Source organism: Streptomyces sp. NPDC102490 (assembly GCF_044765285.1).
Taxonomy (GTDB): domain Bacteria; phylum Actinomycetota; class Actinomycetes; order Streptomycetales; family Streptomycetaceae; genus Streptomyces.
This window is the reverse complement of sequence record NZ_JBIWJU010000003.1, coordinates 535,148-560,529: the sequence shown is the minus strand read 5'-3', so window position 1 is coordinate 560,529 and position 25,382 is coordinate 535,148. Positions and strand designations below refer to the sequence as shown.

Below are 25,382 nucleotides of genomic sequence, written 5' to 3'. Positions count from 1 at the left end.
CCCGCGGTCGCGGCTTCAGTGACCGGGCATGCGCGCCCCGCCGTGGACCCGGCCGCTACCTGCGCCAGGGCCCCGTCACCGCGAAGGTGGTGCCAGGCGTGTAGCAGTTGACGTACATCGTGTCGCCGTCGGGGGAGAAGGTGACACCGGCGAACTCACCCCACTCGGGCTCCTCCTCCGTGCCGATGTTCTGCGCGCCCCGGGCCATGGCGTACACCTCGCCGCGCCGGGTCACGCCGAAGACGTGCTGCGCGCCGTTGCCGTCCTCGCAGACCATGAGGCCGCCGCTGGGCGCGAGGCAGATGTTGTCCGGGGACTCGCCCGGCAGCCGCACGTCGGTGTCCGGACCGAAGACGATCACCAGGGTGAGCCGGCGCCGCTCGGGGTCGTAGCGCCAGATCTGGCCGTAGTGGTCGGCGGCCGAGCCCTCGTCGCTGTGGGCGAAGGACGACACGAAGTACACGCTCCGCCCGCCCCAGTAGCAGCCCTCCAGCTTCTGGGCGTGGGTGATGCCGCCCCGGCCGAAGTCCTGGAAGCGGATGGGCGTCCCGTCGGCCAGCGGGTCGGGCACGTCCACCCACTCGACGCGGTCGAAGGTGGCGCCGGTCTCCTGGATCGAGGACAGGTCCGGCACGCCGGGCACGCGCATCGCCTGGAGCTGGCCGCCCGCCCGCAGCGAGCCCCGGCCGCCCAGCGGCTTCTCGGGCAGGAACCGGTAGAAGAGGCCGAACGGCCGCTCGAAGGCGTCCTCCGTCTCGTACACGACCCCGCGCCGCGGGTCCACGGCGATCGCCTCGTGCTGGAAGCGGCCCATCGCGGTCAGCGGCACCGCGCCGGTGCGGTGCGGGTCGGCCGGGTCGACCTCGAAGATGAAGCCGTGGTCCTTGGTGTAGCCGTTGGTCCCGGCTCGGTCCTCGGTCTCCTCGCAGGTCAGCCAGGTGTGCCAGGGCGTGGGCCCGCCCGCGCAGTTGACGGCCGTACCGGCGATCGCGACCCGCTCGGACAGGACGTGGTTGCGGGAGTCCAGCTCCAGCGCCGTACAGCCGCCCTTGCCCTCCGGGTCGTACGTCAGGCCCTTGACGGTGGGGACCGGGACCCGGCCGTCGGCGCGGTTCTCGTGGTTGCGGACGAGGCGTGTGCGGCCGCGTCCGCCCGGGAAGGCGGACATGCCGTCGTGGTTGGACGGCACCGGGCCCTCCCCGGAGCGCAGCCGGTCGCCCTCGCGGGACAGCACCCGGTAGTGGAAGCCCTTGGGCAGGTCCAGCAGGCCGTCGGGGTCGGGGACCAGGGGGCCGTAGCCGGTGTGGCCCAGGGACTGGGCGGCGGCGGTGCCGGCGAAGAGTTCGGACAGGGCGCCGGTGAAGGCGATGCCTGCGCCCAGGGCTCCGGTACGGGCGAGCACCTGGCGGCGGGTCGCCGCGCTGTGGGACGTGGACATGGGGAAACCTTCCTGCTGGCGGACAGGACTGTGACCCGCCGTGTCTATCACCTGCCAGGAGTCCCGGGAACCACGCGTGTGGCTCGTGTCACCGCTCGACCGGGTGCTCCTGCGCCTTTTCCAGGAACCGCAGCAGCTCCACGGGGAAGGGCAGCACCAGGGTGGAGTTCTTCTCGGCGGCCACCGCCACGACCGTCTGGAGCAGCCGCAGTTGCAGGGCTGCGGGCGTCTCGGACATCTCCCGGGCCGCCTCGGCGAGCACCTTCGACGCCTGGAGTTCGGCGTCCGCGTTGATCACCCGGGCGCGCCGCTCCCGGTCGGCCTCGGCCTGGCGGGCCATCGAGCGCTTCATGGTGTCCGGCAGGGAGACGTCCTTGATCTCGACCCGGTCGATCTGCACGCCCCAGCCGACCGCGGGGCTGTCGATCATCAGCTCAAGCCCCTGGTTCAGCTTCTCCCGGTCGGACAGCAGGTCGTCCAGGTCGCTCTTGCCGATGATGGACCGCAGCGAGGTCTGGGCCATCTGCGAGACGGCGAACCGGTAGTCCTCGACCCGGACCAGCGCGTTGGCCGCGTCGACGACCTTGAAGTACACGACCGCGTCCACCCGCACGGTGACGTTGTCGCGGGTGATGCCCTCCTGCGCGGGCACGGGCAGCGTGACGATCTGGAGGTTCACCTTGTGCAGCCGGTCCACGAACGGCACGATCATCGTGAACCCGGGGCCGCGCTCCTCACCCGCAAGCCGCCCGAGCCGGAAGACCACCCCGCGTTCGTACTGCCGGACCACCCGCGCCGCGGCGGCGACGTAGAGGACGCCCGCGCTGCCGACGGCGGCGGCCGCGGTCAGAAGCTCCTGGATCATGGCGGCCTCCTTGCTCGGAGGACGGTTTTCACCCTTTCTGTCACGATAGGCCCGCCGCCGGTCCCGGGGCCACGCCCGGGACCGGCGGCGGGCCTCCCGCTACACCCCCGCCTTCTGCGGTGCGGTGACCTTCACCGGGTCCGTGCCCGTGGCGCTGTGCCGTTCGGCCCAGTTCTCCAGGGCGGTGCGGCAGGCGTGGTCCAGGTGGTGCAGCCCGGACAGGTCCAGCTCGACCGGGCGGTCCTGCGGCAGCGCCTCCAGGCCCTCCAGGATCTTCGGCAGCCGCAGGAAGGTCGCGTTGCCGGTCAGATGGGCCTGGACGGGGCCCGCGCCCTTGTCGACGATCTCCAGCTTGAGGTGCGAGGCCTCCCAGGCGGTCTTGACCACGGACAGGGCCAGACCGATCAGCACGCCCTCGAACATGTTGACCGCGACGATCGAGACGGCCGTGACCACCAGGATCAGCGCCTCGCCCCGGTGGTCGCGCCACAGCGGCAGGATGCTGCGGAACGGGATCAGCTTCCAGCCCGCGTGGACCAGGATGCCCGCCAGCGCGGGCAGCGGGATCAGGCCCAGCACGGACGGCAGCAGCGCCGCGAACAGCAGCAGCCACACCCCGTGCAGCACCCGGGACGCCTTGGTGCGCGCGCCCGCGGCCACGTTGGCGGAGCTGCGCACGATGACCGCGGTCATCGGCAGCGCGCCGAGCACGCCGCACACGGTGTTGCCCGCGCCCTGCGCCATCAGTTCCTTGTCGTACTCGGTGCGCGGCCCGTCGTGCAGCCGGTCCACCGCCGCGGCGCTGAACAGGCTCTCCGCCGAGGCGATCAGCGTGAAGGCGACGATCGTGCCGAGCAGGCCCACGCTCGCCAGCTCGCCGAAGGCGTCGGCGCCGGGCGGCTGGATCACGTCGAGCAGCCCGCTCACCTCGACGGTCGCCACCGACAGTCCGAACGCCGCCGTGACCGCGGTGGCCAGGCCGACCGCGGCCAGCGCCCCCGGCACGGTCTGCGCCCGCTTGGGCAGCCGCTTCCACAGCACCATCACCGCGACGGTGCCCGCGGCCAGGGCGAGCGAGGTCAGCGCCGCGGAGCTGCCCAGCGCGTCGGCGGCGGCCCCGGGCAGCCCGGTGAGCTTGTCGACGCCGGAGGCGGGGGCTTCGAGACCGGCGGCCGAGTAGAGCTGGCCGGCGATGAGCACCAGGCCGATGCCGGCCAGCATGCCCTCGACCACCGACAGGGAGATCGCCCGGAACCAGCGCCCCAGCTTCAGGGCGCCCATCACCACCTGGATGACCCCGGTGGCGAGCACGATCACGCCGAGCGCGGGCAGTCCGTACTGGTCGACCGCGCCGAAGACCAGCACGGTCAGCCCGGCGGCCGGGCCGGAGACCTGGAGGCTGCTGCCCGGCAGGAATCCGGTGACCAGGCCGCCCACGATGCCGGTGACCAGGCCCAGTTCGGCCGGGACGCCGGAGGCGACGGCCACGCCCACGCACAGCGGGAGCGCGACCAGGAAGACGACGAGGGACGCGGTGAGGTCCTGCCGCCAGTGCGGGAACCTCAGGTTCCGGTTGCCTATGAGGGACATGCCGGCGCTCACAGGGTCTCGAACGCGTCGGTGTCCGCGCGGTGCGCGCGCACGAGGCCGGTGTGGACCTCGTAGTACCAGCCGTGCAGCCGCAGTCGGCCGTCGGCCAGCCGCTGTTCGACGCAGGGGTAGGAGCGCAGGCGCAGCAGTTGCGCCAGTACGTGGTGCTGCACGGCCCCGGCGACCGTCGGGTCGGCGGGATCGCAGGGCTCCGGCTCGTCCGCCGCGTGCGCCAGCCAGTCGCGCACGGCGGGTACGGCGGTCAGGTCGTCGCCGCGCACCAGCGCGCCGACGGCGCCGCAGTGCGAGTGGCCGCAGACCACGATGTCGCGGACGCCGAGGACCTGGACGGCGTACTCGACGGTGGCCGCCTCGCCGGAGGGGCGCTCGGAGGCGTAGGGCGGGACGATGTTGCCGGCGGTGCGCAGCTCGAAGAGCTGGCCGGGCCGGGCGCCGGTGATCAGGGCCGGTACGACCCGGGAGTCGGAGCAGGTGATGAACAGGACTTCGGGCGACTGGCCTTCGGCGTGCCCGGCGAACTCCTCAGGGCGCTGTCCGAACGTGCGGGCGTTGTCGATGAGGGGCTGCATGATGAGGTTCCTCCTGGCGCGCCGTGGGGGCGCGTCGGACGGGTGGGACAGAGGTGGGGGATGTGCCGGTGCTCCGTCAGCAGCGGAAGACCTGAAGGGCCGCGGGCGAATGGTCCGGCGCGGATCTCGGCCGGTGCGCGGTCGCCGGGGCGGACCCGGGGGGAGCGGACACCGCGGGGTCGCGCTGTCGCGCGCACGGGCGCTCCGGGGCCTCGGGCTGGGGCGCGGTGGTGGTGCGGTGCCGGTCGCGGACGCGCGCGGAACCGTTCGGGTTCCCGGCGCGGCCGGTGTCGTGGCAGGTGACGGTCTCGTCGTACGGGGCCGTGCCGGAAGGGGTGGTTCCGGGAAGGGCGTTGGCCACGGCATCACGGCTCGTGTGCGCGGATGCGAAGGGTGAGCCGGGTGCGAAGACCGCCAGGGCGAGCAGGGCGGCGGCGAGGAGCGGAAACACGGTCCGGGCCGTCGTGCCGCGTGACATACGCCCCCCTCCAGGCAGTTCGCGCCGAGGGCGCGCGCCGGTACTCGGTCAAAGCAAGGCCAACGCATGGTCAATGCATGGTCAAGAAACACGTTAACCCTGCAAAGGGCTTTGCAGGGTTAACGTGGCGTTACGAGCCGGAAGAGAGCCTGAAATCGGCGGGTGGGTTGGCGAGAATGGAGCGCTCCGGCCGCCTCAGGGCGTGTCGACCAGGCGCGCGGCGTCTCGGGCCAGCGCGGTGAGCCGGGAGATCGCCCGGAAGTACTTCTTGCGGTACCCGCCGTTCAGCATCTCCTCGCTGAACAGCCGGTCGAAGGGCAGCCCGGAGGCCAGGACGGGCACCTCGCGGTCGTAGAGCCGGTCCGCGAGCACCACGAGCCTGAGCGCCGTCGACTGGTCCGGCACCGGGCGCACCCCGGTGAGGCACACGGCCGTCAGACCGTCGGTCAGGGCGCCGTAACGGCTGGGGTGGACGCGGGCGAGGTGGTCGAGGAGGGCGGGGAAGTCGTCCAGGGACGCCCCCTCGGTGGCCCGCGCGGCACGGGTCACCTGCTCGTCGGAGTACGGCGCCGGGGCCTCGGGCAGACCGCGGTGGCGGTAGTCCTCGCCGTCGATGCGCAGGGCGCGGAAGTGGGCGGACAGACCCTGGATCTCGCGCAGGAAGTCGGCCGCCGCGAACCGGCCCTCGCCGAGCTTGCCCGGCAGCGTGTTGGAGGTGGCGGCGAGTGCCACGCCGGCCTCCACGAGCCGGGCGAGCAGGCTGGAGACGAGGACGGTGTCGCCGGGGTCGTCGAGCTCGAACTCGTCGATGCACAGCAGGCGGTGCCCGGACAGCGTCTGCACGGTCTGCTGGAAGCCGAGGGCGCCGACGAGGTTGGTCAGCTCCACGAAGGTGCCGAACGCCTTGCGGGAGGGCTCGGCGGGGGTGGCGTGCCACAGGGAGGCCAGCAGGTGGGTCTTGCCGACGCCGTAGCCGCCGTCGAGGTACACGCCGCGGGGCCCGGCCGGGGCCTTCGGTGCCTTGCCGCGGCCCAGCCCGAAGAAGCCGCGCCTGCCGCCGGCCGCGCCGGGCGCCTGGCCCAGTCCGCCCGCGAAGTCCTCCAGGACCCGTACGGCCTCGCTCTGGCTGGGCTGGTTCGGGTCGGGGATGTACGTGTCGAAGCGGACGGAGTCGAAACGGGGCGGGGGCACCATCTCGGCGACCAGACGGTCCGCGGGGACGCGGGGCTCGCGGGCGCACAGGGAGACCGTGGCCGGAGCCGTCCCGGTTATCGGGGCGGGCACGGGGGCGGGGGAGGAGGACGACACGGTACTCAATGGTAGGGCCTGCCCGGAGAGCCTCACCGCCGCCCGGACCGCGGGCGTGGGCGTGGGCGAGCGTGGCGCGGGTGCCGGGGTGTGGCACCAGTCCGCTGGGGCGGGTGGCGCTCTGCCGGGTCCTGTGGCGGGCCCGTGCGCCCTGGAGGGCCGGGATCACGGCTCGGGGTGTCGTCCTCTGTCGCGGCAGCGCGGCGGCGTGGGCGAGCGTGGCGCGGGTGCCGGGGTGCGGTACCAGCTCGCTGGGGCGGGTGGCGCTCTGCCGGGTTCCATGGCGGGGCCGTGCGCCCCGGTGGGCCGGGATCACGGCTCGGGGTGTCGTCCTCTGTCGCGGCAGCGCGGCGGCGTGGGCGAGCGTGGCGCGGGTGCCGGGGTGCGGCATCAGCTCGCTGGGGCGGGTGGCGCTCTGCCGGGTCCCGTGACGGGCCCGAGTGCCCCGGTGGGCCGGGATCACGGCTCGGGGTGTCGCCCTCGGTCGCGGGTGGTCGCGGCACGCCGCCGGTGGTGTGCGGTGCGGGGGCGATTCCGGCTGCCGCCCGTGCCCGGCGCGGATCAGGCGCCGTGGTGCGGTGCGGGCTGCGGCCCCACGGCGTGGGCCAGGCCGCCGCGGTGTGGTGGAGGCCGGGCCGCCGCGGTGCGGGCCGGGGTGCGGTGCGGTGGGGGCCCTCAGGGTGCCGGCCTGCGTGGTTGGGGTGGGGGGTGCGTGGAACACTGCACCCCATGCGACGCCTGTTCCCCGTGTCCCCCGTGCCCGATCCGACCGTCGGCCCGGGCGGTTCCGAGACCGATCGGGAGTGGAGCCTGGCCGAGCTGGCCGCCGCCTACGCGTACCCCGAGCCCGACGGGGGACGGGAGACGTGGCTGCGGGCCAACATGGTCTCCACCCTCGACGGCGCCGCCCAGCACGACGGCCGCTCCCAGCCCATCTCCAGCGCGGCCGACATGCGGATCTTCGGCACCCTGCGCGCCCTGGCGGACGTGGTGATCGCCGGTGCCGAGACCGTACGGCAGGAGGGGTACCGGCCGGCCCGGGTGCGGGCCGACTTCGCCGAGGCGCGGCAGGCGGCCGGACAGGCACCCGTGCCGGCGATCGCGGTGGTCAGCGCGAGCCTGGAGCTGGACTTCTCCCTTCCGCTGTTCACCTCCCCGCTCGTGCCCACCCTCGTGCTGACCGGGGCCGCCGCGGCCCCGGACCGGGTGGCGGCCGCCGAGCGGGCCGGGGCCCGGGTGGTGATCGCGGGGGACGGCGTCGGCGTGGACCCGGCCCGGGCCCTCACGGCGCTCGCGGAGCTGGGGCACACCCGGCTGCTGACCGAGGGCGGCCCGCGGCTGCTGGGGCAGTTCGTCACGGCCGGTGTGCTCGACGAGCTGTGCCTGACCGTCTCCCCGATGCTGACCGCCGGGGACGCGCAGCGGATCGCGGGCGGACCGGCGGTCGAGGTCCCGCGGCGGTTCGTCCTGGCGTCCCTGCTGGAGGAGGAAGGTTTCCTCTTCAGCCGTTACCGGCGTGACTAGGGCGATCCCGGGCAGGCGTGGACGGCGGCGACCGGACAGGAGTTCGATGGTTACCGCACATCCGGGAATCGGCGGAATCTTCCGTTCCGTTTAGACCGCGCCGGGCACACTGATTCCGGCAGTACCCGTGCGATCACGGGGCAGGATGGTTTCCGCAGGGTCTGGTACGGCCTACGGAGGGTGGGCCCACGGGCCCTCGAAGGAGAAGGGGCGCCTGGTGTTCACAAGCGTTTTGATGATCGAGAAGGCCCTGACGTCCGCCGACGTGGAGTTCGTCACCACCTTGCACGGGGACGAGCAGGTCGCCTTCCACGTGCTGCTCCAGCCGCGCGGGGATCAGGCGGACCGGCTGCTGCGGGCCATCGACGACGTCGCGCTCGGCGAGCTCGACGACGCCGTACGCGAGGGGGAGACCCCGGAGGGCCAGGAGGCGCAGAGCGTCGGGGAGCGGGCGCTGGAGGTGTCCCTCACGGCCCTGCGCGCGTCCGGCGCCCAGGCCGAGGGCCGGCTGATCGAGGACCACCCGCTGGACGAGCTCAAGTCCGTGGTCATGGAGGTCGCCGCCGACGAGGTGATCGTCCTCACCGACCCCCACTACGTGGAGGAGTTCTTCCACCGGGACTGGGCCTCCCGGGCCCGGCACAAGGTCGGCGTACCGGTGCTGAAACTCTTCTCCCACAGCAAGGCATAGGCTGGTGCCGCGCCCCCGCCGAGGGGGCGCGCCCACCGACGGATCACCCTGGGAGAACAGCGCATGGCACCCGGCCTTCCTACCGCCATGGACCGACCGCACTTCATCGGCATCGGCGGCGCCGGAATGTCGGGCATCGCCAAGATCCTCGCCCAGCGCGGCGCCGAGGTGGCGGGCAGCGACGCCAAGGACTCCGCGACCGCCGGGGCGCTGCGGGCCCTGGGCGCCACGGTGCACATCGGGCACGCGGCACAGCACCTCGCCGACGACGCGAGCTGCGTGGTCGTGTCCTCGGCCATCCGCGAGGACAATCCGGAGCTGGTCCGCGCCGCCGAGCTGGGCATCCCGGTCGTGCACCGCTCCGACGCCCTCGCCGCCCTGATGAACGGCCTGCGCCCGATCGCGGTCGCCGGCACCCACGGCAAGACCACCACCACCTCGATGCTGGCGGTCTCCCTGTCCGAGCTGGGCCTGGACCCGTCGTACGCGATCGGCGGCGACCTGGACGCGCCCGGCTCCAACGCCCTGCACGGCGACGGCGAGATCTTCGTCGCCGAGGCGGACGAAAGCGACCGCAGTTTCCACCGGTACGCCCCCGAGGTCGCCATCGTCCTCAACGTCGAGCTGGACCACCACGCCAACTACGCCTCGATGGACGAGATCTACGAGTCCTTCGAGACCTTCGCCGGGAAGATCGTCCCCGGCGGCACCCTGGTGATCGCCGCCGACCACGAGGGCGCCCGGGAGCTGACGCGCAGGCTGGCCGGCTCGGTGCGCACGGTGACGTACGGCGAGTCCGAGGACGCGGACGTGCGCATCCTGTCCGTCGTCCCGCAGGGCCTCAAGAGCGAGGTCACCGTCGTCCTGGACGGCGCCGAGCTGACCTTCACCGTCTCCGTCCCCGGCCGTCACTACGCCCACAACGCGGTCGCCGCCCTCGCCGCGGGCGCGGCCCTCGGCGTCCCCGCCGCCGAGCTGGCCCCCGCGCTGGCCGCGTACACCGGCGTCAAGCGGCGCCTCCAGCTCAAGGGCGAGGCGGCCGGCGTCCAGGTCGTCGACTCCTACGCGCACCACCCCACCGAGATGACGGCCGACCTGGAGGCCATGCGCGCCGCGGTCGGCGACGCCCGCATCCTGGTCCTCTTCCAGCCGCACCTCTTCTCCCGCACCCAGGAGCTGGGCAAGGAGATGGGCCAGGCCCTGTCCCTCGCGGACGCCTCGGTCGTCCTCGACATCTACCCGGCCCGCGAGGACCCGATCCCGGGCATCACCAGCGAGCTGATCATCGAGGCGGCCCGCGCGGCGGGCGCGGACGTCACGCCGGTCCACGACAAGGACGCCGCGCCCGCGCTGGTCGCGGGAATGGCGAAGGCCGGTGATCTCGTTCTCACCATGGGCGCGGGCGACGTCACCGACCTCGGACCGCGCATCCTGGACGAGCTGTCGAAGTAAGGGGCTGAGACTCATGTCGTACGACGTCGAGAAGCCGGACGAGCAGTGGCGGGCGGAGCTGGCCCCGGCCGAGTACGCCGTGCTGCGCGAGGCCGCCACGGAGCCGGCCTTCACCGGTGAGTACACCGACACCAAGACCGAGGGCGTCTACTCCTGCCGCGCCTGCGGTGCGGAGCTGTTCACCTCCACGACCAAGTTCGAGTCGCACTGCGGCTGGCCGTCCTTCTACGACCCGAAGGACACCGACGCGGTCGAGCTGATCGAGGACCGCTCCCACGGGATGGTGCGCACCGAGGTGCGCTGCGCCCGGTGCGGTTCGCACCTCGGACACGTCTTCGAGGGCGAGGGCTACCCGACCCCGACCGACCAGCGGTACTGCATCAACAGCATCTCCCTGCGGCTGGAGCCCACGGCCGGCTGAGCCGACCGGAACGGCGGCCGGGAGCGGCACGGTGGACACCGCCGCTCCCGGCCGCCGCCCGCTCGGGCACATTCCCGGTGTGAACGCCCGAGCAGCGGGAAGGAGTCGCCCCGGAGCCAACGGGGGCCCCGCGGACCAGCCGTCTACACTCGACCGGCGACGGCCCCACCGACCGCGGCCGGAGCGGGCAGCTTCTGCCAGACCCGAAGGGTATTCGGCGTTTTGATACGGATGGACTCAGTCACCAAGCGGTACCCGGACGGCACCGTGGCGGTCGACCGGCTGTCACTGGACATACCCGACCGCGCGATCACGGTCCTCGTCGGTCCCTCGGGCTGCGGCAAGACGACCACCCTGCGGATGATCAACAGGATGGTCGAGCCCAGCGAGGGAACGATCCTCCTCGACGGCGAGGACCTCCAGCAGCAGCCCGTCACCACGCTGCGCCGGTCGATGGGGTACGTCATCCAGAACGCCGGGCTCTTCCAGCACCGGACGATCCTCGACAACATCGCCACCGTGCCCCGCATGATCGGCTGGGGCAAGCAGAAGTCCCGCGAGCGGGCCGCCGAGCTGATGGAACGGGTGGGGCTCGACTCCTCCCTCGCCAAGCGGTACCCGTACCAGCTCTCCGGCGGCCAGCAGCAGCGCGTCGGCGTGGCCCGGGCGCTCGCCGCCGATCCGCCGGTGCTGCTCATGGACGAGCCGTTCTCCGCCGTCGACCCCGTCGTCCGCAAGGGACTCCAGGACGAACTCCTGCGCATCCAGGACGAACTGGGCAAGACCATCGTCTTCGTCACCCACGACATCGACGAGGCCATCAAACTCGGCACCATGGTCGCGGTGATGCGCACCGGCGGCCGGCTCGCCCAGTTCGCACCGCCCGCCGAGCTGCTGTCCGACCCCGCGGACGACTTCGTCGAGGACTTCCTCGGCGCCGACCGCGGCATCCGGCGGCTCTCCTTCTTCCCCTCCGCCGGCCTGGAGCTGAGCACCGGCCCGGTCGTGCGCGCCGACGCCACCGCCGAGCGGCTCGCCGCCGCCGACGGCGCCACCCATCTGCTGGTGACCGACGCGGACGACCGGCCGCTGGGCTGGGCCGAGCCGGGCGACCTGGCCGCGGGGGACCTGGCGGCCGGGCGACTGCTGTCCTACGGGCGGCCGTTCGTGCCGGGCACCGACTCGCTGCGGGCGGCGCTCGACTGCGCCGTGCTCTCGCCCACCGGCTGGGCCGTCGCCGTGGACCCCGACGGCCGGGTGACCGGCGTCGTCTCCCAGCAGACCATCGCGGAGGCGATCCGCTCCGCGCACGGCGCGGCGGGCCCCGGCCAGGCGCGGACCGACGAGCCCGCCGACGTCACGAAGGTCGCCCCGTGAACGGCTTCTTCGACATACCGAGCGACCTCGGCACCACCTACTCCGGCCTGATCGGCCTGCATCTGCGCGAGGCGCTGCTGCCGGTCCTGGCCGGGCTGCTCGCCGCGCTGCCCCTCGCCCAGCTGTGCGTGCGCTTCCGCTGGCTGTACCCGCCGGTGCTCGGCGTGACGACCGTGTTCTACGCCATCCCCTCGCTGGCCGTCTTCGTGGTCCTCATCGACTACACCGGCCAGACCGAACTGACCGTGATGATCCCGCTGGCCGTGTACAGCCTGGTGGTGCTCGTCCCGGCGATCGTCGACGGCGTGCGGTCGGTGCCCGAGGAGACGCTGGCCGCGTCCACGGCCATGGGCTTCGGGCCCGTACGGCGCTACCTCCAGGTGCAGTTGCCGATCGCCGTGCCCGCCATCCTCGCCGGGCTGCGGGTGGCCGTGTCGGCGAGCATCTCCCTGGTCAGCGTCGGCGCCCTCATCGGCAACCAGGGCGCGCTGGGCAACCTGCTCGCGGACGCCCAGAAGTACGGCCGTCCCGAGCTGGCGGTGAACTCCGTCCTCACCACCGCCGTCCTGGCCGTCCTGTGCGACGCGCTCCTCGTCCTGGCCCGGAACCTGCTCACCCCGTGGCTGCCGCGGGGCAGGCGGCAACGCCCGAAGGAGGCCGCCGCGCGGCCCGAGCCCCAGGAGGCGGCGGCCCGGTGAACGTGCTCCACTTCGTCAACGCCTTCTTCAGCGACAGCGCCCACTGGCACGGCTACGACGGCATCCCCGGGCGCCTGCTGGAACACGTCCAGTACACGCTGATGGCCCTCGGTCTCGCCGCCGCCATCGGGCTGCCCGCCGGACTGCTGACCGGGCACACCGGACGCGGCGGCAACGCCGTCGCCTTCGTCGCCACCGCCGCCCGCGCGCTGCCCAGCTTCGGCCTGCTGGTGCTGATCGCCGTCGCCGTCGGCATCGGTCTGCTGCCCGTGATGATCCCGCTGGTCGTGCTCGCGGTCCCGCCGATCCTGGTGACCACCTACGAGGCCGTCCGCTCCGTCGACCCCTCCCCGGTGGACGCCGCGCGGGGCATGGGCATGCGCGAGACGGACATCCTCTTCCGGGTCGAACTGCCCGTCGCCCTCCCGCTGGTCCTCAGCGGGCTGCGCTCCGCCGCCATCCAGGTCGTGTCGACGGCGACCATCGCCGCGTACGTCAGCCTCGGCGGGCTCGGCCGCTACATCATCGACGGCCTCTACCAGCGCGACTACGAGAAGGTGGTCGGCGGCGCCACGCTGGTCGCCCTCATGGCGCTCGTCACCCTCGCGGTGTTCTGGGCGGCCGGGCGGCTGGCCGTGTCGCCGGGGGTGCGCAGGCGATGACGGCGCACCGGGGCGAAGAAACCGTAACCAGGCCGTTCTTGACTGATCGGCGACCGGATCGTTTGGATCGACGGATGACTTTCACCGTGCAGAGCAGCAGGTCCAGGACTAGGCACACCGGCGCGGCGGCCGTCGCGCTCACCGCCGCCGCGGCGCTGCTCGCGGGCTGTTCCTCCGGCTCCGACGACACCTCCGACAACCCCCTCGCGGGTGACAAGGCGGAGGCCGGCACCGTCGTCGTCGGGTCGAACAACTTCGCCGAGAGCACCCTGCTCGCCGACCTCTACGGGGAGGCGCTCAAGGCCAAGGGCCTCAAGGTCACCTACCAGCACAACATCGGCAGCCGCGAGACGACGTACGGCCTGCTGAAGAACGGCTCCGTCACCGTGCTGCCGGAGTACAACGGCTCGCTGCTGGCCTATCTCGACCCGAAGGCGCAGCAGAAGTCCGTCGAGGCGGTGAACGAGGCGGCGAAGGCCAAGCTCGACCCGAAGCTGACGCTGCTGGAGTCGTCACCGGCCGAGAACAAGGACTCGGTGAGCGTCAACGCCGAGACCGCGAAGAAGCACGGCCTCACCGCCGAGTCGACCCTCGCCGACCTCAAGGACGTCGCACCGGACCTGGTGATCGGCGGTTCGCCCGAGTTCCAGACGCGCCAGCAGGGGCTCAAGGGCCTGGAGTCGGTGTACGGCCTGAAGTTCAAGTCGTTCAAGGCGCTCGACGCGGGCGGTCCGCTGACCCAGTCGGCGCTGACCAAGAACACCGTGCAGGCGGCGGACGTCTTCACCACCGACCCGACCATCATCAAGGAGAAGTTCGTCGTCCTGAAGGACCCGGAGAACCTCTTCGGCCACGCCAACGTGACCCCGCTGGTCGCCAAGGACGGGCTGAACAAGGAGGGCGTGGCCGCGCTGAACGCGCTCTCCGCCAAGCTGGACACCAAGACGCTCCTCGACCTGGACGCGCAGGTCCAGCTGGACAAGAAGGACCCGCTGGACGTGGCCAAGGCGTGGCTGAAGTCCGCGGGTCTCGCCTGACGGACGCCCGGGGACGACGCCCGAGGACGGCGCGCTACGACGCCGCGGCCCCGGTCGCGGCGTCGATCAGCTGGTCGATCAGGGCGAGGAGGACGTCCCGGCTGGAGGTCCGCTCCCGCGCGTCGCACAGCAGCACCTGCACGTGCTCCGGCAGCGCGAGGGCCTCGCGGATCTCCGCGGCCGGGTACGGGTGCCGGCCGTGGAAGCCGTTGACGGCGACGACGAACGGAATGCCCCGCCGCTCGAAGAAGTCGACCGCCGCGAAGCTCGACTCGGGCCTGCGGACGTCGACCAGGACCACCGCACCGAGCGCGCCGATCGCCAGGTCGTTCCACATGAACCAGAAGCGCTGCTGACCGGGCGTACCGAACAGGTACAGCACCACGTCCCGGCCGATGGTGATCCGGCCGAAGTCCAGCGCCACGGTGGTGGCCCGCTTCTCCTCGATGCCGTTGAGGTCGTCGACGTCCAGGCCCGCCGCGGTCAGCGGTTCCTCGGTGCGCAGCGGGGCGATCTCGCTGACCGACCCGACCATGGTGGTCTTGCCGACGCCGAACCCACCGGCGATGAGGATCTTCACCGCCTCGGGCGCGGTGGAGCGTGCGGATCCCGTGGGCGTCTCGGCGACGCGCTCAGAGCCGGCCAAGGCCGTCCCTCACTTTCTGCAGCAGGTCCAGGTCCTCGGTGGCGCGGGAGACGGGATGCGGCGGCCTCGCGGTGATACGGCCGGCCTCCAGCAGGTCCGAGAGCAGGATGACGACCACGCTCACCGGCAGGTCGAGACGGGCCGCGATCTCGGCCACGGCGACCGGCCGGGCGCACAGCCGCAGGATCCGCAGGTGCTCGGGCTGCGGGCGCGCCGCCCGGGCGGGCTGCGGGTCGACAGCGGTCACCGTCGTGATGAGCGTGAAGTCGGCGCGGCTGGGCCGGGTGCGGCCGCCGGTCAGGGTGAACGGCCGCACGAGCCGGCCCCCCGCGTCGCCTCCGCTCACGTCACTCGCCGGGTCCCGCGGTGGCCCGCGGTGCCGCGCTCAGGTGCTCGCCGATCTTCTTCACCAGCATGTTCATCTGGTACGCCACCACGCCGACGTCGGCGTTCGGCCCGGTGAGCACGACCAGGTGCGCGCCGGGGCCCGCGGAGGTGAGTATCAGGTAGCTGTTGGCCATCTCGATGAGCGCCTGGCGCACCGGGCCGCCCCGGAAGTCCATGCTGACGCCCTTGCTGAGGCTCATCAGGCCCGACGCGGTCGCCGCCAGCCGCTCGGCGTCGTCCCGCAGGAACCCGGTGGACTTGCTGACGACCAGCCCGTCCTCGGAGAGCACCACCGCCTGGTTCACGTCGGCGACCCGCTCCACGAGTCCGGTGAGCAACTGGTCCAGCTCGGTGTGCGTGGCGGGGGAGGGTCGGGTCATCGGGTGTCCTTCGTCGGCGGTCGGCGGTCGGCGGTCGGGTTCGCGGGGGCGGCGGAGGAGAACACGTGCCCGTCGGTGTCGGTGTGGGTGCCGTCGGCGTCGTCCGGGCCGTCGGCTTCGTCGGCTTCGTCGGCGGTGTGGGCCCGCAGCGTGCCGCGCTGGAAACCGGCGAGGGACGAGGCGGCGCGCTCGGCCGTGAAGTCGGCGTAGTCGTCGCCCAACGCGCCGTCCGAGCCGTTCCGGCGGCCGTCCAGGTCCTCGTCGCGCAGCTCGGCGGCGAGGCTGGTCTGCGGCACCCGGCGGGGCAGCGGCGCCAGGCCGCCGCGCTCCTCGAAGGAGCCGTCGGGGGAGTCGCCGGCGAAGCCCGCCGCGGCCGCGGACCGGCTCGCGGGCGCCGGCCGGGACGACCGTACGGGCCGCGCGGACCGTTCGTCGCCGGCCGGGTCCCCTTCCGGCCCCGAGGCCGCGGACACGCGGGCGGACACGGGGGGCTGCTCGGCAGCGGCGGCCGGGTCGGCCGAGTCGCGCGCGGTGGTCGCGGTGGCCGCGGCGGCCCCGGCGAGCCGGCGGTCCCGCACGCCGGCCACCGCGGCGCCGGTGCCGTCCGCCCCGCCGACCGGCTCGCGCACCACGATCTCGTGCGGGATCAGCACGATCGCCGTGGTCCCGCCGTACGGCGAGGAGCGCAGTGTGACGGTGATGCCGTGCCGGTGCGCGAGGCGGGCGACGACGAACATGCCGAGCCGCAGGTCGTCGGCGAGCGCCACCACGTCGAACTGCGGAGCCACCGCCAACTGGGCGTTGAACGACGCGTAGTCCTCCTCCGACAGGCCGAGCCCGCGGTCCTCGATCTCGATCGCCAGGCCCTTGGCGACCAGCGCCGCCCGCACCCCCACCGGGTGGGGCGCCGGAGAGTACGTGGTCGCGTTGTCGATCAGCTCGGCCAGCAGGTGGATCACGTCGGCCACCGCGGGCGGGGCGAGGGCCACCTCCTCGTCGGCGTGCAGCTCCACCCGCTGGTACTCGGCCACCTCGCCGACCGCGCTGCGCAGGATGTCGACCACCGACACGGGCTCGCGCCAGGTGCGCCGGGGCTGCTCACCGCTGATGATGACCAGGTTCTCCTCGTAGCGGCGCAACTGGCTGGCCGTGGAGTCCAGTTCGTACAGGCCCTTGAGGATCTCCGGGTCCGTGTGCTCGCGCTCCAGGGCGTCCAGCTTGCCGAGCTGCATGTTGACGAGGTTCTGGCTCTGCCGCGCGATGCCGAGGATGACCTTCTGGAAGCCGCGCCGGGTGTCGGCGAGTTCGACGGCGGTGTGCACGGCGGTGCGCTGCGCCGTGTTGAACGCCTGCGCCACCTGGCCGAGTTCGTCCCGTCCGTAGTCCAGCGGCGGGGTCGCCGACTCCACGTCGACCGTCTCGCCCCGCTCCAGCCGGGCCACCACGTCGGGCAGCCGTTCCTCGGCCAGGCTCAGGGTGGCCAGCCGCAGCCCGCGCAGCCGCCGGGAGAGCGAGCGGGTGATGCGCCAGGACATGACGACGCAGAGGACCAGCGCGATCAGCCCGCCCGCGCTGAGCGCGCCGGCCTTGATCAGCAGGCCCCTGGCCTCCGCGGCGCTGCGGTCCAGGAGACCGTCCGTCTGCTGCCGCACGAGCTGGCCGTACTGGGTGGAGATCGACTCGAAGGCGGCGTTCCAGCGCTTCCGCGCGTCCGGCAGGTCGATCCGCTCGTCCCCGCCCGCCGAACGGGCCTCGAGCACCTGGTCCTCGACGTCCTGCATGGACTTCCACTCGGAGCTCGCCAGGATGCGCTCGGTCTGCGTCTTCGCGCTCCCGGTCAACGAGGGAACGATCTGGTCCTGCACCAGCCAGCGGCGGGTGTGCACCAGTTGGGCGAACTCCGTCCACTGCTCCTGGTCCATCCGGTCGGACGGCCAGGCCAGGGTGAGCCGGGCGTCCTCCTGGGAGGCCAGCTCGGCGGCGTGCTCCAGGGCGACCAGCGGACCCGCCCGGGAGGTGAGATCCCCGTCGTCGACCTGGGAGAGTTCCTGGAAGGCGTGGATCTGCTCGTCCACGATCGAGGTGTACTGGTCGAGCGCCTGCTCGGCGGTGATGTCGCTGGGGTCGTCCACCTGGGCGCGGTAGTACTCCAGGCTGCCCACCGAACCGAGCACCGAGTACAGCCGGTCCGAGATCCGGTCGGGAGCGCTCTCGATCGCGTCCGACTGGCCCACGAGCTGGGCGACCGCCTCGTCCGTCTTCCTGCGCTGCGCGTCCAGCTCCGTCCGGTCGCCGTCCGGCTCGGCCAGCCAGGCGGCCGACAGGCTGCGCTCCTTCTGGAGGGCGAGGGCGGCCTCGGTGCCCATGGCGCCGGTGTCGCGGCTCAGTTCCGTCTGCGCGCGCAGCCGCAGCCCCTCCGAGAACATCTGGATCGTCGTGACGCCCCACACCGCCGCGAGGGTGACGCCAGGCACCAGGGCCAGGAGGATCAGGGACAGGCGTATGGAGCCGAGGCGGCGCCGGAGGCCCTTCCTCCGCGTCGCCCGCGTCCGACGGCTCTTGCGTGTCTTGCGTGCAGACATCGTCGTCCTAGGCGATCAGTGGGGGCGGGGAACGGAGGCGGGCGGACGCCGTCGGCCGCGGGACCCGGTCACCGGGTGCCGCCCGCGGCGAACTGCGCGACCGAGTCGGCGTTGGTCCGGGTCACGAACGCGGGACCGGTCAGCACGGGGGCCACCCCGCCGCCGCTGACGTTGCCGTTGGTGCGGTACAGCCACAGCGCGTCCACCGCGAGGTAGCCCTGGAGGTACGGCTGCTGGTCCACCGCGAACTGGACGTCCCCGCGCTTGACCGCGGCGACCAGGTCCTCGTCGAGGTCGAAGGTGGCGACGTGGGCGGAACTGCCCGCCTCGTCGACCGACTCGACGGCGGCGAGGGCGAACGCCGCGCCGTTCATGACGACTTCGTCGATGTCCGCGTCCTGCCGCAGCCGCGCCGTGACGGCGGCGCCGACCGCCTTCATGTCGGTGCCCTCGACGTAGAGCATCTCGGTCTCGCCCCGGAAGGTCTTCTTCACACCGGCGCAGCGGGCCTCCAGGGCGACGTTGCCGCGCTCGTGGATGACGCACAGGGCGTGCTTGGCCCTGAGGTCGTTCAGCTTGTCGCCGACGGCCCGGCCCGCGACGCTCTCGTCCTGCCCGAAGTACTCCAGGAGCCCGGTGGACCGCCAGGCGTCGATACCGGAGTTGAGGCCGACCACGGGAATCCCGGCGGCCTTGGCCTCGGCGACGGCGGCCTTCATCGCCTGCGGCTTGGCCAGGGTCACCGCGATGCCGTCGGCCTTGTCGCGGACGGCGTCCCGCACCAGGTCGGCCTGGTCGGCGGTGTCGGCGTCCCCGGCGTAGGTCAGGTCGACGCCGTCCTTGGCGGCCGCCGCCTCGGCGCCCTTGCGCACCCGGTCCCAGAAGGCGTCGCCCTCACCGCCGTGGGTGACCATGACGATCTTCATCCGGTCGCCGCCGGACCCGCCCGCGGCGTCCGCCGCCGAGCCGTCCTCGTCCCCGCCGAGGGCGGAGCAGCCGGCCGCCAGCAGACAGACGGCCGCGGCGAGGGCCGCCGTGCGCAGGGGTCCGGGAGAGTGGGTGGGCGGGGGAACTGTACTCATGGGGGCGGGGGCACCTCGCTGTGCGACCGAGCAGGAGGAACGGAGCGAGCGGGCCGGGAGCCGCGGGTCAGTGCGCCAACCGGGTGAAACTCGCCTGGCCGGAGCAAACCGTGTGTGACCGCTGGTAGTCAAGTGACCAGCGAACTGCTGTGAGTTGTCGGTGCCGCATCGTGATGAACGGGGCGGCGAAAGCGGGCCGAAGCGGAATGCCGGGCGGTATGCCCGGCGGTGGGCGGGGCGGGTGCGGGCGGTGGGTCCGCGGTGCGCACGGGGTCCGCAGGGGTTGATCTGATGGGCAGTTAGTCCGTGAGTTATCGTGTGCGGGGGGTAAAAACAGGCGGCACGGTCTGTTGAGTTCCAGCCCGGGAGAGTCCAGCCGATGGCGAGGCAGCTACGCGCCGAGCAGACCCGCGCGACGATCGTCGGTGCGGCGGCCGATCTGTTCGACCGGTACGGCTACGAGTCGACCAGCCTGAGCGAGATCGTCGCCCACGCCGGGGTCACCAAGGGTGCCCTGTACTTCCACTTCGCGGCGAAGGAAGACCTCGCGCACGCCATCATGGAGATACAGTCCCGCACCTCCCGCCGGCTGGCGAGCGACCTGGACGGGCGGGGCTACTCCTCGCTGGAGGCGCTGATGCGCCTCACGTTCGGCATGGCCCGGCTCTGCGAGGAGGGGCCGGTGCTGCGGGCCGGGCTGCGGCTCGCCACCGCCGGGGTACCGGTACGGCCGCCGTTGCCGCACCCCTTCACCGAGTGGCGGGAGATCGCCACGTCCTGGCTGCTGAACGCCGTACGGCAGTCCGACGTGCACCCGGACATCGACGTCGACTCCGTCGCCCACACCCTGGTCTGCTCCATCGTCGGCACCCGCGTCGTCAGCGGCACCCTCGAACCGGCCGGGCGCCAGCCCCGCCGCCTCGCCGAGATGTGGTACATCCTGATCCGCGGCATGGTCCCGGTGACCCGGCGCGCCCGCTACCTCACCCTCGCGGCCCGCCTGGAACGGGAGACGGGCCCGGCCTGACCGGTACGGTGACGAGCATGCCCGACACCCCGTTCGCGCCCGCCCCGGTCATCGTCGCCGACGAGCCCGGCTCCTTCCCGCACGGCGTGCTGGCCGAGCGGCACCCCGCCATCGTGCGGCAGGTGCGGGACGCCTTCCCGCTCGACCCCGAACGGCGCCACGCGCTCGACGCGCTGCTCGCGAGCTGCGCCGACGGAGTGGTCGAGCCGCTGCCCGCCGACGCCGACCCCACCGGCCGCGACCGGGACCGCTGGGCGCGGTGGGGCATGGACGCGTACGCCGGCCGCTCCTGGTACGAGGTGCCCTGGCTGTGGGCCGAGAGCCACTTCTACCGCCGGCTCCTCGACGCCGTGGGCTACTTCGGCCCCGGCGCGTGGCAGGGCGTCGACCCCTTCCGGCCCGCCAAGCTCGCCGAACTCGACGCGCCGGAGACGGACGGGGAACTCGCCGCGCTGGACGGCCTCGACCGCCTGCCCGCCGAGGAGCGGACCCGGGCCCTGCTGCACGGCTCGCTGTGGGGCAACCGCGCCGACCTGGGCTTCCGCCTCTCCGACCGGGGCGCGGACACCGGGGGCGAGGCGGAGGCCCTCGTCGCCGACGACAGCGACACCCTCTTCTCCCTGCTCCCGGCCCCCGGAACGGGCACCCCGGGCCGGGGACCGGTCACCCTGTGCCTCGTCGCCGACAACGCGGGCCGCGAACTCGTCCCCGACCTGCTCCTCGTCTCGCACCTCCTCGCCGAGGGCCGCGTCGACCGGGCGGTCCTGCACGTCAAGCCGTACCCGTACTACGTCTCCGACGCCACGCCCACCGACCTGCTCGACGCCCTGCGGCGGCTCGTCACGGCGGGCGGCGCCGCGGCGGCCCACGGCGAGCGGCTCTGGGCCGCCCTGGCCGACGGCCGCGTCACCGTCCGCGCCCACCCCTTCTCCTGCGCCCCGCTGCCGTACGCGGACATGCCCGACGACCTGCGCGCGGACTTCGCCGCGGCCACCGTCACCGTCCTCAAGGGCGACCTCAACTACCGGCGCCTGGTGGGCGACCGGTGGTGGCCGCCGACCACCTCCTTCGCGGACGTCACCGCGTACTTCCCCGGCCCCGTCGCCGCGCTGCGCACCCTGAAGTCCGACGTCGTCACCGGCCTCGACGCGAAGACCGAGGCCGCGCTGGAGGCGAGCGGCGAGCGGCGCTGGCGGACGAGCGGGACGCACGCGCTGATCCAGGTCAGGCGCTGAGGGAGTACTGAGGGAGCACTGAGGGACGGCCGAGGGAGGACCGCGCGAGAAGTTCCCGTATTTCGGGCTGATTCACGCGATGGTGTGATCATGTGCCGCCCGGCGGATGCGTCCGCAGGGGCATGGGTAGGGCCCGGCCATGACGCAACAGCCCTTCCAACTCCCGCACTTCTACCTGCCGCATCCCGCGCGGCTCAACCCGCATCTCGACGAGGCCCGCGCCCACTCGACGACGTGGGCGCGCGAGATGGGCATGCTGGAGGGCTCCGGGGTCTGGGAGCAGTCCGACCTCGACGCCCACGACTACGGCCTGCTCTGCGCCTACACCCACCCCGACTGCGACGGGCCGGCGCTCTCCCTCATCACCGACTGGTACGTGTGGGTCTTCTTCTTCGACGACCACTTCCTGGAGAAGTTCAAACGCAGCCAGGACCGCCTCGCCGGCAAGGCCCACCTGGACCGGCTGCCCCTGTTCATGCCGCTCGACCCGGCCACCGGGACGCCCGAGCCGGAGAACCCGGTGGAGGCGGGCCTCGCCGACCTGTGGAGGCGCACGGTGCCCGCCATGTCGGCCGACTGGCGCCGCCGCTTCGCCGTCGCCACCGAGCACCTGCTCAACGAGTCCCTGTGGGAGCTGTCCAACATCAACGAGGGGCGGGTCGCCAACCCCGTCGAGTACATCGAGATGCGCCGCAAGGTCGGCGGCGCCCCCTGGTCGGCCGGGCTCGTGGAGTACGCGACCGCCGAGGTGCCCGCCGCCGTCGCCGGGACCAGGCCGCTCAGGGTGCTCATGGAGACGTTCTCCGACGCCGTGCACCTGCGCAACGACCTGTTCTCCTACCAGCGGGAGGTCGAGGACGAGGGCGAGCTGAGCAACGGGGTGCTGGTCCTGGAGACCTTCTTCGGCTGCACCACCCAGGAGGCCGCCGAGCTGGTCAACGACGTGCTCACCTCACGGCTGCACCAGTTCGAGCACACCGCGTTCACCGAGGTGCCCGCCGTCGCCCTGGAGAACGGCCTGACCCCGCCCGAGGCCGCCGCCGTCGCGGCGTACACGAAGGGCCTCCAGGACTGGCAGTCCGGCGGCCACGAATGGCACATGCGCTCCAGCCGCTACATGAACAAGGGCGAGCGTCCCCTGGCCGGCTGGCAGACGCTGACCGGACCCGGCACCTCCGCCGCGGACGTCGGCGCGCTGCTCGCCGGGGCGGTCGCCCAGCGGGCCCGCCCCTACACCCACGTGCCCTTCCAGCAGGTCGGTCCGTCCGTCATCCCCGACATCCGCATGCCCTACCCGCTGGAGCTGAGCCCCGCCCTGGAGGGCGCCCGGCGCCATCTGTCCGAGTGGTGCGCGCGGATGGGCATCCTCAGCGAGGGGGTCTGGGACGAGGACAAGCTCGCGAGCTGCGACCTCCCCCTGTGCGCCGCCGGCCTCGACCCGGACGCCACCCAGGACCAGCTGGACCTGGCCTCCGGCTGGCTGGCCTTCGGCACCTACGGCGACGACTACTACCCGCTCGTGTACGGCCACCGCCGGGACCTGGCCGCCGCCCGGCTGACCACCGCCCGCCTGTCGGCCTGCATGCCGCTCGACGGGGAGCCCGTCCCGCCGCCCGTCAACGCCATGGAACGCTCCCTGATCGACCTCTGGGCGCGCACGACGGCCGGTATGACGCCCGAGGAGCGGCGCCCGCTGAGGACGGCCGTCGACACCATGACCGAGGCCTGGGTGTGGGAGCTGTCCAACCAGATCCAGAACCGCGTCCCCGACCCGGTGGACTACCTGGAGATGCGGCGCGCCACCTTCGGCTCCGACCTCACCCTGGGCCTGTGCCGCGCCGGACACGGCCCGGCGGTGCCGCCCGAGGTCTACCGCAGCGGTCCGGTCCGCTCCCTGGAGAACGCGGCGATCGACTACGCGTGCCTGCTCAACGACGTCTTCTCGTACCAGAAGGAGATCGAGTACGAGGGCGAGATCCACAACGCCGTCCTCGTCGTGCAGAACTTCTTCGGTGTCGACTACCCGGCCGCCCTCAGCGTCGTGCAGGATCTGATGAACCAGCGCATGCGGCAGTTCGAGCACGTCGTCGCGCACGAACTCCCCGTCGTCTACGACGACTTCCAGCTGTCCGACGAGGCGCGGACCGTCATGCACGGCTATGTCGTCGACCTCCAGAACTGGATGGCCGGGATCCTCAACTGGCACCGGAACGTCCCGCGTTACCGGGCCGAGTACCTGGCGAGCCGCACCCACGGCTTCCTCCCGGACCGGATCCCGGCCGCGCCCGTGCCCACGCGGGTCGCCGCGCCGCTCGACCGGCCGGGGAGCAGTCCCGCCCTGACGCCCTGACCGGCGTTCAGTCTCACTCTTTCGTGGCTCGTCACGCGCCGGTGCGCCGGGTAGAGCACCTGCCGGAGGCGATCCATGGAACAGACAGCGTTGCGTCCCAAGCCGATGCCCGGCCGGGACCCGGGGCCCGGCACCGAGCCCGACACCACCCGGCGTCCGCACCCCGGGCGCCGGCGCCGCCGCCGGCTCACCACCCTGCTGCTCGGCGCGCTCGCCGCGGCGGTCCTGCTCCTGGCGGGCGTGGGACTCGGCACGGTGGGCGCCACGGTGATCGGCATGAGCAAGCTGGCCGAACTGCGGCAGCAGGCCGGGGCGGCGGGCCCGGGCGGGGGCGCCGCGGCGGCGACGGGCACCGGGGCCGCCCCGGCGCACCCGTCGGCCGGTCCCGCGGCCGGCCCGTCCCCCTCCCCGGCGCCGGCCGGCGCGACCCTCGGGGTGGAAGCCGTGGACGACGAGAGGCCCGGGGCCCGGGTCGTGGGCGTCCACGTGCCGGGGCCGGGGTATGCGGCGGGCCTGGTGCGGGGCGACGTCCTGCTGGCGTTCGGCAGGACCCGCGTCGACTCGGCCGCCGACCTCGCCCGCGCCGTGGCCCGCGCCCGCCCCGGCAAGGAGGTCAGGCTCACCGTGCGCCACCGCAGCGGCGGCTACCAGCAGCTGACGGCCGTACCGGGCGTCGTCACATGACACCGCCGGCCCATGGCACCGCCGTCACCCGGCCGTGCCGTCACGCGACCGTGCGGAAGTGGCTCGTGAGCCGTCCGGCGTCGTCCAGCACGTGGAAGGCGAGCCCGACCGGCGCGTCCCGGTCCGCGATCTCCTCGCCCTCCCACGGCAGCCGCAGCGTCCACGTCACCCCGGGGCCGACCACCAGCGGCCGCCCGGCGAACACGGTGGCGGCGGGTGTGTGCGCATGACCGGTGATCAGCCCGGCGATCCGGGGCCTTCGCTCCAGCAGCGCGGCGAGGCGCTCGGGGTGGTGCAGCCGGTAGGAGTCGGGCAAAGGGTGGTGCAGCGGCGTGGGCGGGTGGTGGAAGGCGAGCAGGGCCGGCCGGTCGTCGTCGAGTCCGTCGAGCGACGCCTCGATCCAGTCGTACGTCTCCTCGTCCAGCTCGCCCTCGTCGTCGTCCGGGATGCTGGAGTCGCACATCAGGACCGCGCCGCCGTCGAAGACGTGCAGGGTGTTGACCGGTCCGTCGGCGGCGGGCCGGCCGAGCAGGGCCTTGCGGTAGGGCGCGCGGCTGTCGTGGTTGCCCGGGCAGGTGAGCACGGGGAACGGCGCGGAGCCGTCGCGCAGCCCCAGGACGCGGGCGGCCTCCTCGTACTCCGCCTCCGTGCCGTGGTCCGCGATGTCCCCGGTGACCAGGAGCGCGTCCACCCGCCCCGGCAGTCGCCACAGCCGGTCGCGCACCCGCTCGGCGCGCTCCGTCGCCCGCGGGCTTCCGTCCAGGTGCAGATCGCTGATGTGCGCGAGTACGAGCACGGTGTCGGCCTCCTCCGGGCGTCCGGACCACGGACGCCCCCGATGCTAATGCTTGGTGTGCATCAAACCATTAGTCGCCGGG

The 25,382-nt window shown here is 73.1% G+C and carries 24 protein-coding genes; 12 read left to right on the top strand and 12 right to left on the bottom strand.

What is annotated here, in order from left to right; all coding sequences use genetic code 11:
• Positions 1–55 precede the first annotated feature (55 nt).
• The 6 genes from ACIRGB_RS09120 to zapE all read right to left on the bottom strand — a co-directional run bounded on the left by ACIRGB_RS09120 (position 56) and on the right by zapE (position 6,269).
• The gene (locus ACIRGB_RS09120; protein WP_403860544.1) at positions 56–1,438 is read right to left on the bottom strand and encodes a PhoX family protein; all 1,383 of its coding nucleotides are present in this window, start codon (positions 1,436–1,438) and stop codon (positions 56–58) included.
• Between the two features lie 88 nt (positions 1,439–1,526).
• A complete protein-coding gene (locus tag ACIRGB_RS09115; RefSeq protein ID WP_403860541.1) occupies positions 1,527–2,303 on the bottom strand; it encodes a slipin family protein in 777 nt (258 codons plus the stop codon).
• A gap of 99 nt (positions 2,304–2,402) precedes the next feature.
• A complete protein-coding gene (locus ACIRGB_RS09110) occupies positions 2,403–3,893 on the bottom strand; it encodes a SulP family inorganic anion transporter (protein ID WP_403860538.1) in 1,491 nt (496 codons plus the stop codon).
• An 8-nt stretch (positions 3,894–3,901) separates the two neighbouring features.
• Complete coding sequence (locus tag ACIRGB_RS09105) at positions 3,902–4,483, bottom strand: carbonic anhydrase (RefSeq protein WP_403860536.1); 582 nt, start codon at positions 4,481–4,483, stop codon at positions 3,902–3,904.
• A 76-nt stretch (positions 4,484–4,559) separates the two neighbouring features.
• Complete coding sequence (locus ACIRGB_RS09100) at positions 4,560–4,961, bottom strand: hypothetical protein (RefSeq protein WP_403860533.1); 402 nt, start codon at positions 4,959–4,961, stop codon at positions 4,560–4,562.
• A gap of 195 nt (positions 4,962–5,156) precedes the next feature.
• Positions 5,157–6,269 carry a cell division protein ZapE gene (zapE, locus tag ACIRGB_RS09095; protein ID WP_403860530.1) on the bottom strand — a complete coding sequence of 371 codons (1,113 nt, stop codon included), beginning with the start codon at positions 6,267–6,269 and terminating at the stop codon, positions 5,157–5,159.
• A 729-nt stretch (positions 6,270–6,998) separates the two neighbouring features.
• Here zapE and ACIRGB_RS09090 point away from each other — a divergent pair.
• The 8 genes from ACIRGB_RS09090 (at position 6,999) to ACIRGB_RS09055 (ending at position 14,131) form a co-directional block, all read left to right on the top strand.
• Positions 6,999–7,793: a pyrimidine reductase family protein gene (locus ACIRGB_RS09090; RefSeq protein WP_403860527.1), complete on the top strand. Its 795-nt coding sequence runs from the start codon at positions 6,999–7,001 to the stop codon at positions 7,791–7,793.
• Between the two features lie 217 nt (positions 7,794–8,010).
• Complete coding sequence (locus tag ACIRGB_RS09085; RefSeq protein ID WP_403860524.1) at positions 8,011–8,484, top strand: indole-3-glycerol phosphate synthase; 474 nt, start codon at positions 8,011–8,013, stop codon at positions 8,482–8,484.
• A gap of 63 nt (positions 8,485–8,547) precedes the next feature.
• Positions 8,548–9,936 (top strand): UDP-N-acetylmuramate--L-alanine ligase, encoded by a 1,389-nt coding sequence (gene murC / locus ACIRGB_RS09080; RefSeq protein ID WP_403860521.1) that lies wholly within the window; start codon positions 8,548–8,550, stop codon positions 9,934–9,936.
• A gap of 13 nt (positions 9,937–9,949) precedes the next feature.
• Entirely contained in the window at positions 9,950–10,357 is a 408-nt protein-coding gene (gene msrB / locus ACIRGB_RS09075) for a peptide-methionine (R)-S-oxide reductase MsrB (protein WP_403860518.1), read from the top strand.
• Between the two features lie 222 nt (positions 10,358–10,579).
• Positions 10,580–11,734: an ABC transporter ATP-binding protein gene (locus ACIRGB_RS09070; RefSeq protein ID WP_403860515.1), complete on the top strand. Its 1,155-nt coding sequence runs from the start codon at positions 10,580–10,582 to the stop codon at positions 11,732–11,734.
• A complete protein-coding gene (locus tag ACIRGB_RS09065; RefSeq protein ID WP_403860512.1) occupies positions 11,731–12,432 on the top strand; it encodes an ABC transporter permease in 702 nt (233 codons plus the stop codon). The genes ACIRGB_RS09070 and ACIRGB_RS09065 overlap by 4 nt, the downstream gene beginning before the upstream one ends.
• Entirely contained in the window at positions 12,429–13,094 is a 666-nt protein-coding gene (locus tag ACIRGB_RS09060) for an ABC transporter permease (protein WP_403860509.1), read from the top strand. Before ACIRGB_RS09065 ends, ACIRGB_RS09060 begins: the two co-directional genes overlap by 4 nt.
• A 74-nt stretch (positions 13,095–13,168) precedes the next feature.
• A complete protein-coding gene (locus tag ACIRGB_RS09055; protein ID WP_403860506.1) occupies positions 13,169–14,131 on the top strand; it encodes an ABC transporter substrate-binding protein in 963 nt (320 codons plus the stop codon).
• A 34-nt stretch (positions 14,132–14,165) separates the two neighbouring features.
• Here ACIRGB_RS09055 and ACIRGB_RS09050 read toward each other — a convergent pair whose 3' ends face one another.
• The 5 genes from ACIRGB_RS09050 to ACIRGB_RS09030 form a co-directional block, all read right to left on the bottom strand.
• Entirely contained in the window at positions 14,166–14,777 is a 612-nt protein-coding gene (locus ACIRGB_RS09050) for a GTP-binding protein (protein WP_403860503.1), read from the bottom strand.
• On the bottom strand, positions 14,764–15,123 hold the full coding sequence (locus tag ACIRGB_RS09045; RefSeq protein ID WP_403860500.1) for a DUF742 domain-containing protein: 360 nt from the start codon (positions 15,121–15,123) through the stop codon (positions 14,764–14,766). The genes ACIRGB_RS09050 and ACIRGB_RS09045 overlap by 14 nt, the downstream gene beginning before the upstream one ends.
• A gap of 1 nt (position 15,124) precedes the next feature.
• Positions 15,125–15,544, bottom strand: a complete 420-nt coding sequence (locus tag ACIRGB_RS09040; RefSeq protein ID WP_003972853.1) for a roadblock/LC7 domain-containing protein — start codon at positions 15,542–15,544, stop codon at positions 15,125–15,127.
• Positions 15,541–18,126, bottom strand: a complete 2,586-nt coding sequence (locus ACIRGB_RS09035; RefSeq protein WP_403860497.1) for a nitrate- and nitrite sensing domain-containing protein — start codon at positions 18,124–18,126, stop codon at positions 15,541–15,543. Before ACIRGB_RS09035 ends, ACIRGB_RS09040 begins: the two co-directional genes overlap by 4 nt.
• A 68-nt stretch (positions 18,127–18,194) precedes the next feature.
• The gene (locus tag ACIRGB_RS09030; protein WP_403860494.1) at positions 18,195–19,208 is read right to left on the bottom strand and encodes a substrate-binding domain-containing protein; all 1,014 of its coding nucleotides are present in this window, start codon (positions 19,206–19,208) and stop codon (positions 18,195–18,197) included.
• A 379-nt stretch (positions 19,209–19,587) separates the two neighbouring features.
• Between ACIRGB_RS09030 and ACIRGB_RS09025 the strand changes: the two genes are divergently transcribed.
• The 4 genes from ACIRGB_RS09025 (at position 19,588) to ACIRGB_RS09010 (ending at position 24,504) form a co-directional block, all read left to right on the top strand.
• The gene (locus ACIRGB_RS09025; RefSeq protein WP_403860491.1) at positions 19,588–20,235 is read left to right on the top strand and encodes a ScbR family autoregulator-binding transcription factor; all 648 of its coding nucleotides are present in this window, start codon (positions 19,588–19,590) and stop codon (positions 20,233–20,235) included.
• 17 nt (positions 20,236–20,252) lie between these two features.
• The gene (locus ACIRGB_RS09020) at positions 20,253–21,470 is read left to right on the top strand and encodes a damage-control phosphatase ARMT1 family protein (protein WP_403860488.1); all 1,218 of its coding nucleotides are present in this window, start codon (positions 20,253–20,255) and stop codon (positions 21,468–21,470) included.
• Positions 21,471–21,609: 139 nt separating this feature from the next.
• Entirely contained in the window at positions 21,610–23,820 is a 2,211-nt protein-coding gene (gene cyc2 / locus ACIRGB_RS09015) for a germacradienol/geosmin synthase Cyc2 (protein ID WP_403860485.1), read from the top strand.
• A 75-nt stretch (positions 23,821–23,895) separates the two neighbouring features.
• The gene (locus tag ACIRGB_RS09010; protein WP_403860482.1) at positions 23,896–24,504 is read left to right on the top strand and encodes a PDZ domain-containing protein; all 609 of its coding nucleotides are present in this window, start codon (positions 23,896–23,898) and stop codon (positions 24,502–24,504) included.
• Positions 24,505–24,544: 40 nt separating this feature from the next.
• Here ACIRGB_RS09010 and ACIRGB_RS09005 read toward each other — a convergent pair whose 3' ends face one another.
• Positions 24,545–25,300, bottom strand: coding sequence for a metallophosphoesterase (locus ACIRGB_RS09005; RefSeq protein ID WP_403860479.1), 756 nt, complete (start codon positions 25,298–25,300; stop codon positions 24,545–24,547).
• Positions 25,301–25,382 lie beyond the last annotated feature (82 nt).